The sequence below is a fragment of the Gandjariella thermophila genome (assembly GCF_005405885.1).
GTDB lineage: Bacteria > Actinomycetota > Actinomycetes > Mycobacteriales > Pseudonocardiaceae > Gandjariella > Gandjariella thermophila.
This window is the reverse complement of the sequence record NZ_BJFL01000003.1, coordinates 109,506-122,265: the sequence shown is the minus strand read 5'-3', so window position 1 is coordinate 122,265 and position 12,760 is coordinate 109,506. Positions and strand designations below refer to the sequence as shown.

The 12,760-nt window shown below is 74.9% G+C and carries 10 protein-coding genes; 3 read left to right on the top strand and 7 right to left on the bottom strand.

Annotation, left to right across the window (positions count from 1 at the left end; all coding sequences use genetic code 11):
• Window positions 1-212: 212 nt before the first annotated feature.
• From FFT21_RS04420 to FFT21_RS04405, 4 genes are all read right to left on the bottom strand, one after another.
• Window positions 213-1,493 (bottom strand): hypothetical protein, encoded by a 1,281-nt coding sequence (locus tag FFT21_RS04420; RefSeq protein WP_137812452.1) that lies wholly within the window; start codon window positions 1,491-1,493, stop codon window positions 213-215.
• A gap of 140 nt (window positions 1,494-1,633) precedes the next feature.
• Window positions 1,634-2,536 carry a hypothetical protein gene (locus FFT21_RS04415; RefSeq protein WP_137812451.1) on the bottom strand — a complete coding sequence of 301 codons (903 nt, stop codon included), beginning with the start codon at window positions 2,534-2,536 and terminating at the stop codon, window positions 1,634-1,636.
• A gap of 297 nt (window positions 2,537-2,833) precedes the next feature.
• A complete protein-coding gene (locus FFT21_RS04410) occupies window positions 2,834-3,739 on the bottom strand; it encodes a hypothetical protein (protein ID WP_137812450.1) in 906 nt (301 codons plus the stop codon).
• Between the two features lie 143 nt (window positions 3,740-3,882).
• Entirely contained in the window at window positions 3,883-4,197 is a 315-nt protein-coding gene (locus FFT21_RS04405) for a hypothetical protein (protein WP_137812449.1), read from the bottom strand.
• Window positions 4,198-4,236: 39 nt separating this feature from the next.
• On the opposite strand from FFT21_RS04405, the gene FFT21_RS04400 reads away from it, so the two are divergent.
• Entirely contained in the window at window positions 4,237-5,415 is a 1,179-nt protein-coding gene (locus tag FFT21_RS04400; protein WP_225978088.1) for an arginase family protein, read from the top strand.
• A 127-nt stretch (window positions 5,416-5,542) separates the two neighbouring features.
• Here FFT21_RS04400 and FFT21_RS04395 read toward each other — a convergent pair whose 3' ends face one another.
• Window positions 5,543-5,851, bottom strand: coding sequence for a chorismate mutase (locus tag FFT21_RS04395; protein WP_137812448.1), 309 nt, complete (start codon window positions 5,849-5,851; stop codon window positions 5,543-5,545).
• 327 nt (window positions 5,852-6,178) lie between these two features.
• Between FFT21_RS04395 and pcrA the strand changes: the two genes are divergently transcribed.
• Window positions 6,179-8,569 carry a DNA helicase PcrA gene (gene pcrA, locus FFT21_RS04390; RefSeq protein WP_137812447.1) on the top strand — a complete coding sequence of 797 codons (2,391 nt, stop codon included), beginning with the start codon at window positions 6,179-6,181 and terminating at the stop codon, window positions 8,567-8,569.
• Window positions 8,570-8,591: 22 nt separating this feature from the next.
• Here the strand turns inward: pcrA and FFT21_RS04385 are convergent, their stop codons facing one another.
• Both FFT21_RS04385 and FFT21_RS04380 read right to left on the bottom strand, forming a co-directional pair.
• On the bottom strand, window positions 8,592-9,242 hold the full coding sequence (locus FFT21_RS04385) for a M23 family metallopeptidase (RefSeq protein WP_137812446.1): 651 nt from the start codon (window positions 9,240-9,242) through the stop codon (window positions 8,592-8,594).
• Window positions 9,243-9,584: 342 nt separating this feature from the next.
• Window positions 9,585-10,577, bottom strand: coding sequence for an alpha/beta fold hydrolase (locus tag FFT21_RS04380; protein ID WP_137812445.1), 993 nt, complete (start codon window positions 10,575-10,577; stop codon window positions 9,585-9,587).
• A 228-nt stretch (window positions 10,578-10,805) separates the two neighbouring features.
• Between FFT21_RS04380 and FFT21_RS04375 the strand changes: the two genes are divergently transcribed.
• Complete coding sequence (locus tag FFT21_RS04375) at window positions 10,806-12,689, top strand: amino acid adenylation domain-containing protein (RefSeq protein WP_137812444.1); 1,884 nt, start codon at window positions 10,806-10,808, stop codon at window positions 12,687-12,689.
• The last annotated feature ends 71 nt before the right edge of the window (window positions 12,690-12,760 follow it).

The window sequence follows — 12,760 nt, the reverse complement described above, 5'->3', positions numbered from 1 at the left end:
CCGGCGCGGCGACCCGGACCTGGCGGACCGGACGCACGCCGAGGCTGACGATCCTCGGCCGCGGACCACCGGACGTCGCCGGGGCGACCCGGTGGACACGCGGCGGACATCTTGGCACGCCCAGGTGACGGATGCCCGCATCGCCATACCCGATTCGGGTGTGACCTAAAACACAATGATCGGGTACGGCGTGGTCCGGTCGCCCCGGTGAATCACGGGTTGGTGGCGCCGAACACTCCGCCGACCAGCCCGGTCACCGGGTCGAGCAACCCGCCGGAGCCACCCGAGCCGCCGGATCCACCGGAACCGCCCCTGCCGGAGCTGGGCGGCGGCGAGCTGGTCGTGCTGGACGGCGAGGAGGACGACGGCGACGAGGACGGCGACGTCGAGCCGCTGCCCGAGGTCGATCCCGAGGTCGGCGCTCCCGTGCTGGACCGGCTCGGTGGGGGTGCCGTGGGGGTGGTGGAGGTGGCGGCCCGGGTCGGGGCGGCCGCGGCCGGCTTGCTCCGGGCCACGGTGCCGCCCGCGCTGGCCGCCGTGGTGGTGTCCGCGGGGGTGGGCGCCGAGGTGGTCGCCGCATCCCGCTGCGGCGCGAGCGCGGAGCCGAGGTCCGACGGGTCGGTGGCCCGATTGCCGGGCACCACCCGCAGCGGGTGGTCCGGCGAGGGGGAGGCGGACTGCTGGCTCTGGTCGACCAGGTGGGTGGCGCCGAACGCGACGGCACCGCACAGGGCGCTCACCCCGGCAGCGGCCGCGAGGATCCGCCGCAGCTGCACGCCGCCGCGGACCTCGTCGTCGTTGCGGCCCTCCCGGCGGAGCAACTCGCCCACGTACAGCTCGTCGGCTTCCGACCCCTCGCCCGCCGCGGCGTTGCTCGCCGTGCCGCCGTGGGACGCCCCGGCCGGCGCGACAGTGGTGCCGGATCGGTCTGCGCGGCGCATGGCGTCGGAGCGCTCGGTGCGGTGCGCGCTGTCGGGCACCACCCGGGTGCGCTCCGCGTCGGCTGCGGTCTCGGTCTCAGCCCCCTCGACCCGCACGCGCGTGTGCTCGGCGCCGGGCGCCGTGGCGACGCGGTCCAGGCCGGCGATGGTGCCGGTGCGCTCGGGGTCGGCCGGCACATGAGGCCGGAAGAGGTCGGTGGTGGCCCCGGGGCGGCCGCGGCCGGTGGTCGCCCCGCCCCAGCCCGGGACGTCTCCGCGCAACGCGAACCGGTCGGTCCGCTCCAGGTCGGATCTGTCCCGGCCGCCGGCGTTCGGCGTGGATCTGGTCAACCGGCCGGCGTCCGTGGCGGTCGCGTCCGGCCGGACCGCGGCGAACCGAACGGTGCGGTCCGCGTCGCTCTCCGGTGGCGTGGGTCGGTATGCCGGCTGCTGGGCCGGCCGTGCCCGGCGCGACGGCGTGCGCCGGCTGCCGCCGTGCCTGGCGATCAGCTCCGCAACCGTGACCTGATCGTGAGGTGAACGTTCTTGCGGCCGCGCACTGCCGTTTGGCACGGTCGGACACCTTCCTCGGGACGTCACCGGACGTAGTTGAGATACCTGACGGGGCCGAGCGGCGTCACCGCTTCGGCTCAACCTTTCCCGAGAATGCGTCCATTCGGCCTAATGGTCGACCGGCAAACGGATGCGTAGTGTCACCGATCGACCTGCGCCGCGAGGATCTCCGCGCCGATGATCTGCGGCGGTCTGGTGGCCGAGAGCCGCAGCACCTGCTCGACCCGCAGCCAGCTTCCGTCGCGACGCTGGATCGCGACGATGGCTAACACCGACTGGTCGTCCCGCTGCTCGGCCCGCTCCAGCCGCAGCGCCAGCACCGACGCCCAGGACTGCGCGAACCCGGTCGGGTCGGCGTCGCGCAGTTCCGGGGCCAGCAGGGCGGAGGCGGCGTCCGGCTGCTGGCCCAGTAGCCGGTAGAACTCCTGCACCACACCGACCGGCGTGCCCGGCCGCTGGCCGGCCGGGCCGCCGCTGCCGGCGGCGAGCGGGGCGGGCGCACCGGGTGCCGCGGCGACGCTGGTGCGCGGTGCGACCACGGCCGAGGATGCGGGCGCGGTCGTCGCGGCCGGGCCGCCGGCAGGGTCGGCGTCCGGGGCGACCGCGAGACCGGGTAGTGGGCCCGCCGGTTGCACGGCAGCCGGCGGCGGCCCACCGGCCCCGGCGAGCTGAGCGCCGAGCATGTCCGGGCGGAGCGCGCCGGCACCGGTGATCTCCAGCGGCGGGGTGGCCAGCGGCTGCGGGAACGGGTTGACGGCCCGGTGGTCGCTGATCACCGCGGCGGCCGCCACCGAGCCGCAGAGCACCAGCGCGCCGGCGGCGAGGCCGACCAGCTTGGCGACGTTGCCGGGCTGGCGGGGCTCGTCCGGGTCCACCTCACCGGGCTCGGCGGGCGGGCCGAGCAACTCGTCCAGGTCGCAACTGCGGACGGCCGAGTGGGAGCTGGGTGGAAGGGACATCGGAACCGGCTGCTTCTTGAGCAGCTCCGCCACCGTGACCGATCCCGCCCGGCGGTGCCGCCGGCGAGCCGTCAGACGCTGCACTGCCACTTCCTCCGTACCTGGCGTGTGGGCTGCCCGGTGCCCGTCCGGTGGCCCCCGGTTCCCCGCGTCCGTGCCGGGGGCGGCGGCGGGACAGTCGGCGGTGCCGCCGGGCAGCCCGAGCCTCCGCGTGAGGCTCGGTGTGGGGGAAACACGTACCGTGGTCGCGAAGCCCTGCGCCAGCTTCAGCAGGAAGTTCACCTCTTCGTGGCGACCAGCGGTCGGGCGCCGTCCCTCGCAAGGGGGAATGTTTACTTTGCGGAGTTCACCTGCGCGTCGGGAAATCCACCGCTGGGCGCGCTAGCCGGGCCGCTCGTCGCTGATCTTGGGACCGTCGCCGGGCGCGGAGCCGCGGGAGAACACCAGCTCCCGCCGCTCGGTGCGCACCGAGCCGTCCCGCCGGGTGATCTCCAGGACGTTGGTGGTGACGCCCCGCCCCGGGTCCGCGGTGATGCTTTCCAGCCGCATCGCGGTCACGTCGCGGTACCGGTCGGCCAGCGCGGCGAGGCCGTCGGCGTGCAGCGCTCCGGTGGTCATCGTGTACGCCCGCCGCACGTTGTCCAGCACGCTGCCGTAGAAGCGCTGCGTCTCGTTGGCGATCGTCTCGCCGTTGATGATCGACGGTCCGGCGCCGGCCACGACGCTGACCGCCGGCAGTTCACCCGGCGTACCGGGCAGGTGGCCGGGCCGGGCCGGAACGGCTGGCCCGGTGGCCGGCCCGGCGGGATCACCCTCCCGCGCGCCGTCCGGCCAGCCGTGCGCCGCGCCGCGCTCGGTGCCCGCGGCCAGCACCACCGGGCGGTCGCGCACCGGCCGGCCCGGTGTCCCGCCGGGTGGCGGCACGATCGTCGGCACCACGCTCGGGTATCCGGGCAGCGCGTCGATCCTGCTGCCCGGCGGCGGCGATCCGAGCAGCGCGGCGACCAGCAGCAGGCCGGTCAGGACGGCGGCCGAGGACAGCACCGCGAACCACGCCGCCTGCCGCCAGGTGCGGGGCGGCGTCACCGAGGCGGGCACCAGGCCGATGTTGAACGCGCACAGGCCGGCCGGCTCGGCACCGGGCGAGGCGGCCTTCGCCGGCTCGGCCGGCCACCGCCCGCGCGGCGGCAGCGGCGAACCGGTCAGCGGGTGCGGCGCCCCGCCGGATCCGGCCGGCGCCGCACGCCGGCCCCGGCCAAGCTCGTCGGAGTCCGCCCCGTTGTCCATGCCGAAAGACCCTTCCCCCGCTGTCCCGCCGCCGGGCGCGCCCGGGACGTTGCCGAGACTACGGCCGGCGTGGCGGCCGACCATCGAGGGACCCCCGTTGTCGCGGCGGGCGACACCGGGTCGGGTGAGGCGGGTGGTCGGCGTCAGCCGCCGGTGCGGAACCGCTCCTTGGTGGCCTGCAGCGCCCGGGTGGCGGCCATGCCGCTGCCCGCACCCACGACGATGGCCAGCACGTCGGAGAAGGCGCTGCCGCCGGCCATCCACAGTGCGAGCAGCGCGACGACCGTGGTGACGCCGGCCACCGGCCAGCGGCCGCGCACGTACTGCGCGATCGGCGCACCGCCGGCGCGCTTGCGCGCGGCGGAGCCCAGCATCGCCAGGTAGCCATCGTGCGCCAGCGCGGCAAGCAGACCGACCACGGCGACGACGTAGGCGATCAGGTCCATGACCATTCCCATGAGACCAGTGTGCGCCAGTTCCGCCGGTGCGGTGCATCCGTGACCACCCTGATTTCGTTCGGGGTCCGCACCGTTCGGTCCCTAGCCTCACTGGACGTGGACGTCTTCTGGCACGACGCCTGCCTGGACCACGACCCCGGGGACGGCCTGTGGGAGTTGCCCGGCCACTGGCCGTGGCTGGACCAGCCGGAGCCGCATCCGGAGAACGCCGCGCGGCTGCGCACCTTCCGCGCGGTGCTGCGCGACGGGCCGGTGGCCCCCCGGCTGCGCTGGCGGACCGGCCGGCTGGCCACCGTGGCGGAGCTTGCCGCCGTGCACGACCGCCGCTACCTGGACCGGCTGCGAGCCGCGTGCGCCGGCCCCGGCCGCACCACGATGGAGGAGAACACCGTGGTCGGCCCGGGGTCGTGGGAGGCAGTGTGCGCGGCGGCCGGTACCACGCTGGCCGCCGCGGAGGCGGTGCTGGCCGGCGAGGCGCGGCGTGCCTACGCGCTGGTCCGCCCGCCCGGCCACCACGCCCAGGTGGACCGGGCGGACGGGTACTGCCTGGTGAACAACGCCGCGCTGGCGGTGGAGGCGGCGCGCCGGGCCGGCTGCCGCCGGGTCGCCGTGCTGGACTGGGATGTGCACCACGGCAACGGCACCCAGCAACTCTTCTACGCCGACCCGGACGTGCTGACCGTGTCGCTGCACATGCGGCACGGCCCGTGGGGGGAGAACCACCCGCAGACCGGCGCGCCCGCCGAGGTCGGCGCCGGCCCTGGCGCCGGCCGCAACGTGAACGTGGAACTCTCGCTGGGCGCCGGGGACGCCGCCTACCTGTGTGCGCTGGACGAGGTGGTGGCCCCGCTGCTGGACCGCTTCGCACCCGACCTGCTGGTGTGCGCGTCCGGATTCGACGGGTCGACGTTCGACCCCAACGGGCGGCACAACCTCACCGCGGCCGGCTACCGGAAGATCGGCGGCCGGGTCGCGGCGCTGGCCGACGCCGTGGCCGGTGGCCGGGTGCTGTTCACCCAGGAGGGTGGTTACCTGCGCGGGTACGCCGCGCTGTGCCTGCACGCGCTGGTTGAGGGCCTGCTCGGCACCGGACCGCTGCTGGCCGACCCGCTGGCCTACCTGCCGGACGACTCGGCCATGCACCCCGAGCGCACCGCGGCCGACCTGGATGCGGTGCGCGCCGCCGTCGGGCCGTACTGGCCGGAACTCTTCGGCTGAGCGCCGGACCGCCGCCCGTGGCCCGGCCCGCGTGGCGTGCTACCGGGCCGCGACGGGCATCGGACGGCCCCGCGCGGTCGTCGACCGCGCCGGATCGGGGCGACCCGCGACGGAGGTCGCCGTGGCTTCAGCGGCCCAGCGGACCTCTGCCCAGCTTGAGCAGTGCCATGGCCAGTTCGCGGCCCTCCGGTCCCAGTTCCCGGTACCGCGCGATCACGGCCATCTCGCGGTTGTAGACGATCCTGGTCCCGCCCGCGGCCATCCGCGCCGCCCCGATGGCCTTGGACACCTCGTTGCGCCGCTTCACCAGGCGCAGGATCTCGCTGTCCAGGTAGTCGATCTCCTTGCGCAACGCATTGATGTCCTCGGCCGTGCGTGGGGTCTCGGGAGCCTCCGCCTCGGCCTGCTCGTCGTCGCTGGGCAGGGTCACGTTCATCGCTATGCCCTCCGGTGTTCTCCCCCGGAACCCGGCCCCGGCGCGACAAAGCCCCGGGGTCCTGCCGGACTCCAGGGCTTCCTGGTGGCCTTGTTCGTGCCTACGCGACCACGGGAGCCGGAGTCCGGTTCCCGTAGAAAAAGTAGAAACGGTGGCGCGTCAGCACTCCGCCAGTCTGCCATACCGCACCGCAGTCGGGCGAGCGCGGCGTCCGAACCCTGGGACGGGCAGCGCGGCGACGGTGTGTCCCCGCGCACCGGAAAGGGCGCCGCAACGCCGGAGGCGCGGCCGGGCGTTGTCACCCTCTCCGGGTAACGTGATTCGTTGATGAGCACCCTCTTCGACGTCCATGCCGACGCCCCGCGCCCGCGCGCCGCCGAGGGGCCCGACGCCCTGCTCGACGGGCTCAATCCGCAGCAGCGCGAGGCCGTGCTGCACACCGGCTCGCCGCTGCTGGTGGTGGCTGGCGCCGGCTCGGGCAAGACCAAGGTGCTCACCCACCGCATCGGCTACCTGCTCGCCGCGCGGGACGTGCATCCCGGCCAGGTCATGGCGATCACCTTCACCAACAAGGCCGCGGCCGAGATGAAGGAGCGGGTCACCGCGCTCGTCGGCCCCCGGGCCAACGCGATGTGGGTGTCCACGTTCCACTCGATGTGCGTGCGGCTGCTGCGCCGGGAGGCCAAGCAACTCCGCGAGCTGCTGGACTCCGACATGTCGTCCAGCTTCTCCATCTACGACGCGGACGACACCCGCCGCCTGGTCACCCTGGTCGCCAGGGACCTCGACCTGGACCCGAAGCGCTACCCGGCGCGCACCCTGGCCGCGCACGTGTCCAACCACAAGAACGAGCTGATCGACCCGCAGCGGGCGGCCGCGCTGGCCGCGGGCGACCTGGAGCGGCGGGTGGCCGAGGTGTACGCCGCCTACCAGCGCCGGCTCGGCGAGGCCAACGCGCTGGACTTCGACGACCTGATCATGCGCACGGTGCAGCTCCTGCAGGCGTTCCCCGAGGTCGCCGAGCACTACCGGCGCCGGTTCCGGCACGTGCTGGTGGACGAGTACCAGGACACCAACCACGCGCAGTACGTGCTGGTCCGCGAGCTGGTCGGGACCGAGGCGGACAGCGAGGTGGAACCGTCCGAGCTGTGCGTGGTGGGCGACGCCGACCAGTCCATCTACGCCTTCCGCGGCGCCACCATCCGCAACATCGTCGAGTTCGAGCGGGACTTCCCGAACGCGCGGACCATCCTGCTGGAGCAGAACTACCGCTCCACCCAGACCATTCTCTCCGCGGCGAACGCGGTGATCGCGCGCAATCCCAACCGCAGGGACAAGCGGCTGTGGACGGAGGCCGGCGACGGACACAAGATCATCGGCTACGTGGCGGACAACGAGCACGACGAGGCCGCGTTCGTCGCCTCCGAGATCGACAAGCTGGTCGACTCCGGGGAGTGCGGCAACGGCGACATCGCGGTGTTCTACCGGACCAACCACCAGTCGCGGGTGTTCGAGGAGATCTTCATCCGGCTCGGCCTGCCCTACCGGGTGGTCGGCGGGGTGCGCTTCTACGAGCGCCGTGAGGTCCGTGACGCGCTTGCCTACCTGCGGGTGCTGGCCAACCCGGAGGACACGGTCAGCCTGCGGCGCATCCTCAACGTGCCCAAGCGAGGCATCGGCGACCGGGCCGAGTCCTGCGTGTCCGCGCACGCCGAGCGGGAGCGGGTGTCCTTCGCCGCGGCGCTGCGCGAGGCGGCGGCCGGCCGGATCCCCGAGCTGAACCCGCGCTCCCAGCGCGCCATCGCGGGCTTCGTCGACCTCGTCGACGAGTTGCGCGGGCTGGTGGACGCCGGCGAGGACGTGGCCGCCGTGCTGGACGCGGTGCTGGACCGCACCGGCTACCGCGCGGAGTTGGAGGCCAGCGACGACCCGCAGGACGGCTCCCGGCTGGACAACCTCACCGAGCTGGTCACCGTGGCGAGGGAGTTCACCGAGGGCGCCGGCCCAGTCGAGGAGGCCGAGGAGGCGGCCGACGTGCCGGCGCAGGACTCGCTGGCCGCGTTCCTGGAGCGGGTGTCCCTGGTGGCCGACTCGGACAGCGTGCCGGAGCAGGGCGAGGGCGTGGTCACGCTGATGACCCTGCACACCGCCAAGGGGCTGGAGTTCCCGGTGGTGTTCTGCACCGGCTGGGAGGACGGGGTGTTCCCGCACCTGCGCGCGCTCAGCGAACCGGCCGAACTCGCCGAGGAACGGCGGCTGGCCTACGTCGGGATCACCCGGGCCCGGCAGCGGCTGTACCTGTCCCGCTCGCTGATGCGCTCGGCGTGGGGCCAGCCGGTGACCAACCCGGCGTCCCGGTTCCTCGACGAGATCCCGCACGACCTGCTCGACTGGCGGCGGGTCGAGTCGGAGCGGTCCGGTCCGAGCGCGGCCACCACCTGGGGCCGCCGCTCCACCGGCGGCGACTCGGCACAGGCCGGGCTGGCCGAGCGGGGCATGCGCACCACGTCGTTCCGTGGCTGGCGGTCCGGCGGCGAGGCGGCAGCACCCGCGCTGAAACTCGAGGTCGGCGACCGGGTCAACCACGACAAGTACGGGCTGGGCACGGTGGTGGCCACCGAGGGCAGTGGCCCGAGGGCGACCGCCACCATCGACTTCGGCTCGGCCGGCACCATCAAGCTGATGCTCATCGGCGGCGTGCCGCTGGTGAAGTTGTAGCCGGGCGCCCGTCTCGGCGGGTTCAGAGGGTGATGCCGCGCTCGTTCAGCCAGGGCAGCGGGTCGATCTTCCGACCGGCCGGGTTCCACACCTCGAAGTGCAGGTGCGGGCCGGTGGAGAAGCCGCGGTTGCCCATCCTGGCGATCTGCTGACCGGCCTGGACGTGCTGGCCCACCCGCACGGAATACGAGTCGACGTGGCCGTAGACGTTGATCGTGCCGTCGGCGAGTTGGATCCGCACCCACAGCCCGAACCCGCTGGCCGGCCCGGCGTCGATGACCACGCCGTCGGCCGCGGCGAGGATCGGGGTGCCGATCCGGTTGGCGATGTCGACGCCGTAGTGCATCACGCCCCACCGGCCGCCGAAGCCCGAGGTGAAGATGCCCTCGGCCGGCTTGACGAACAGCGGCCGGTGCGCCTCGGCATCGGCCTCGGCCTGCTGCTCGGCGATGCGTTGGGACTTGACCAGCTTCTGCGCCTCCGCGGACGCGTCGGTGGTCCGGGCCACCGGCAGCACGTCGGGCGCGGCCGGCGGGGCACCGCCGACTCCTAACGCCGCGTTCGCGTCCTGCCCATCGGCCAGCGGCGTGAAGCCCTCGGCCGACGCGATGGGGTGCAGCACCTGGCCGGCGCCGGCGGCGGCGAACGCGCCGACCGCCACCGCGGCGATCATGACCCGGCCGCGCAGCGCGGACGGCGGCGGGGGAAGCCGGTGGCCGGCCTTCGGGCGCGACGGGACCGGGGTACGTGCCCGCGCGCGCGCCGGGGACTGGATTTGGCCGCCCGGGGAGCGGTATGGAGCCAAAGCCTGCCCTTCCGTCTCGGGGAATCCGGTGTGGACGCCGGGCGGGGGATCCCGGGGTGCCGGCTCGGGGTGACCGGCTCCATGTCCGACTGTGACCGGACTGTGACAACGGACCGGGGGACATTAGCGAACCTTCGGCCGCTCCGGCAAACACCGAGATCCCGAATATGCCGATCTGACCGGATGTGCCGACCGGTTGTCCCCTGTCGGTTAGTGCGGGTGGTGCACCCGCGCGCTCGGCCGGTGCGCCGGTGGCTCTCCGGGCTGCCGGGGGTGGGGCAGCAGCCCGGTCGGCGACTCGTCGTCCTCCAGCCGGGCCAGCGTCGTGACGACGACGTGCCGGGCGCGGGCGTCCACGGCGAGCGACAGGTGCCCGGTGTCGGGCAGCCGGTGCTCCTCGATCACCAGGTCCGGGTGTACCAGCCGGGCGTTCCGCTGCGGGATGACCACCTGGTCCATCTCGCTCCACACCACCACGAACCGGGTGCGGCAGCCGGGCGCCGGCCCGGCCAGCTCGGTGAGCAGCGGCGAGCCGGGGCGGAGCTGGCCGGCCAGCCGGGTGGGCAGCAGGTACGCCGCCAGCGTGCCCTGGTGCGGCGTGCCCAGGGTGACCAGCGTGCGCACCCTGGCGTCACCGCCCAGGCGCTGCACGTAGTAGCGGGCCACCAGCCCGCCGAGCGAGTGCCCGACGATGTGCACCCGTTCCGACCCGGTCTGCTCGCAGATCCGCTCGATGTGCGTGCCAAGCAGTTCGGCGGCCCGGCGGATGTCCCCGGTCAACGCGGTCAGCCAGCCGTAGTTCAGCGCGTGCACCACCCCGAACCCTCGCCGCCGCAGCGCGCCACCGAGCAGCGCGAACGCCGAGCGGTTGTCCGCGACGCCGTGGATCAGCACGATCGGCGTGCCCGCCGCCTCCATCGCGGCCACCACCAGGCCGCGCTGCTGGGGCGGGAGGTCGTCGGTCCGGTAGTGCCCGTACGGGCCGTCCGGGCGCAGGTCCTGCGCCACGGTGCCGAGCGGGTAGAGCACGGCGTGCAGCGCCAGCCAGGTGGCCTCAACCACCACGCCACGCATGGCGCCCAGCGAGGACAGCGCGCGGATCGTCTGCGCGGTGTGCACGCCAATGTCACGGGCGAGGTCCAACCCCTGACCGGCCCCGCTACGCAGCGCCCCGGTCAGCCGGGAAAGGACGCCGTTGCCCATACGAGTGACCATAGGTGACGGAACCGACAACGTGGACAACTCCTTGGTCACGACATGCCTCCGGATACCCCGTGAGCGTCATTCAGAACCGGGCCCGGCGACCGGCCGCCGGTTCTGCTCGTCCGACCGGCCGCACGGACCGCGCCGAGGTCGCCGGATGACGCGAACATCCGAAACGACACCGAGAAGGGGCCGCATATCGCGGCCGACCTTGCTAGCGTCTGCGTAGTGACCGACCGGAGCCGTTCGCCGTATTCCGGCTCAACTGTTCGGCGTGCCGGCCGCGGCCCCCGCGGCGGCGCCAGGCGCGCGCCGGAGGGACAACCGCCGGGCGAGGACGCGACACCTGCCGAGTGGGCTGAGGCCGGCTCCGGCGTGCCGGGGCGGCTGCGCGCGGCGCTGGTGGCCGCCGCGGTCGGCGCCCTGCTGCTGGCCGCCGGTGCGATCGCCGGAGTGGTCAGCCCGCCCGCGCCGCCCGCGTTCCCCGCCTGGCCGATGCTCCTCGTACTCGATCTGCTGCCGGTGGTGCTGGCCGGCGGGTTCCTGCTGCGTGGCCGGGCGGGCGTGGCCGCGGCGGTGCTCACCGCGTTCGCCCTGATCGCTCCCGGCAGGGCCGTGGCCGACCTGCAACTCGCCGTGGACGCCGGGCTGACCGGGCGCCCCGAACTGCTGCGTCCCACCTCGCTGGCGCCGCTGCATCCGAGCCTCGGGCTGTGGCTGCTGCTGGCCGGGCACCTGGCTACCGGGCTGGCCGGGCTGCTGGCCGCGAGCCGGCCGGGCGCCCAGCCGGAGGGTGCGGCGCGCGGCGAGCCGGTGGCTCGGGTGGCGCCGCTGCGCCAGGGCCGGCTGGCGGTGGCGCTGTGCCTCGGGCTTGCCGGCGCGGTTGGACTGGTCGGCCGGCCGTTCACCTCGGACGACCCGTTCCTGGTGCCGCGTGCGGCGCTGGACGCCCCGGTCGCCGCGATGGCCGGCGGGCTGCTTGTCGCGATCGCCGTGCCGCTGGCCGCCGTGCTCGCGGCGAGTTCCGCCGACCCGGCCACCACCCGTGGTGGGCTGCTGGGCATCGCCACCGGCGTGTTCGTCCTGGCCGTGCCGCCACTGGCGGCCACGGCCAGCGTGGCGGAGGTGCACCTGACCTGGGGCCCGCCGGTGGCGCTGGCCGCCGCGGTGGGCCTGGCCGCGTTCGCGGTGCCCGCCGGGCGCGCCGTGCCGGCCGAGGACGACCAGCCGGAGGAGCCGGCCGAGGTCACCCTGCCCGGCCAGGCCCGGCTGCAGACCGCGGCCGGGCTGCTGGCCGTGCTGACCGGGGTGGCCGCGCTGGGCGGCGTGCTCGCCCCGCAACTGGTGGTGCCGGAGGGCGTTTCGCTGCCGGCCGGCTACGCCAGCCGGCTGCTGCTGCCGGCCGGGCTGCTGGTCAGCGTGCTCGGGGTGGCCTCGCTGTCCGCGCGGCTGGCCACCGCGGTGCGGCCGGCGCTGGCGGTGGCCTGGGCGGCGATCCCGCTGGCCGGGGCCGCCGCCGGGGACGCCGTGCTCACCGCCAGCCAGGTCGGCGCGGACGTGCGGCCCGGGGTGGGCGCCTGGCTGACCGGGCTGGCCGTCCTCGGGTCGGTGGCGGTGGCCTGCTGCGCCGCGCTGGCCGGCGGGGTGGAGCGGGACGATGTCGACCTCACCGACGTGCGGCCGAACCCGGCGGCGACGGTGCCTGCGGCGGTCGCGGCGGTGCTGGCCGTGGGCGCGTTCGGGCTGCCCGCACTGCGCGCCCCCGACTACGTCGAGCCGGGCGTGTGGTCGGACTTCCGGGTCGCCTCCTGGGGCCTGCTGGTCGGGCTGGCCACCGTGGTCGGCGCCGCGGTGCTGGCCCCGCTGTGCCGGCCGGCGCGGCGCACCGCGCTGCTGCTCGGTGCCGCCGGCGTGGTCGGTGTCCGGTTGCTGGAGATGCCGCTGACCGGGGCGCGAGCCGAGGGGGCGTCGGCCGGTCCCGGCACCTGGCTGGCGGTGGCCTGCGCGCTGGCGCTGCTGGTCGGTGCGCTGACCTCGGCGCGGAGCGGCACGCGCACGGCGGAGGACGGTGCGCGCGGGAGGGCGGACGATGAGCGGGCGGGGCCGGTGTGACGTGCCCTTCGTCGCGGTCACCCCTGGCGTCGCATGGCTTACCCTGCGCTCGCGGTCCTCGACGCTGAGGC

Bases quoted from the DNA above. Each gene is read 5' to 3' on its own strand.
- FFT21_RS04410 (WP_137812450.1), bottom strand. From the start codon at position 3,739: ATGGACAACGGGGCGGACTCCGACGAGCTTGGCCGGGGCCGGCGTGCG.
- FFT21_RS04405 (WP_137812449.1), bottom strand. From the start codon at position 4,197: ATGGGAATGGTCATGGACCTGATCGCCTACGTCGTCGCCGTGGTCGGT.
- FFT21_RS04395 (WP_137812448.1), bottom strand. From the start codon at position 5,851: ATGAACGTGACCCTGCCCAGCGACGACGAGCAGGCCGAGGCGGAGGCT.
- pcrA (WP_137812447.1), top strand. From the start codon at position 6,179: ATGAGCACCCTCTTCGACGTCCATGCCGACGCCCCGCGCCCGCGCGCC.
- FFT21_RS04385 (WP_137812446.1), bottom strand. From the start codon at position 9,242: ATGATCGCCGCGGTGGCGGTCGGCGCGTTCGCCGCCGCCGGCGCCGGC.
- FFT21_RS04380 (WP_137812445.1), bottom strand. From the start codon at position 10,577: ATGGGCAACGGCGTCCTTTCCCGGCTGACCGGGGCGCTGCGTAGCGGG.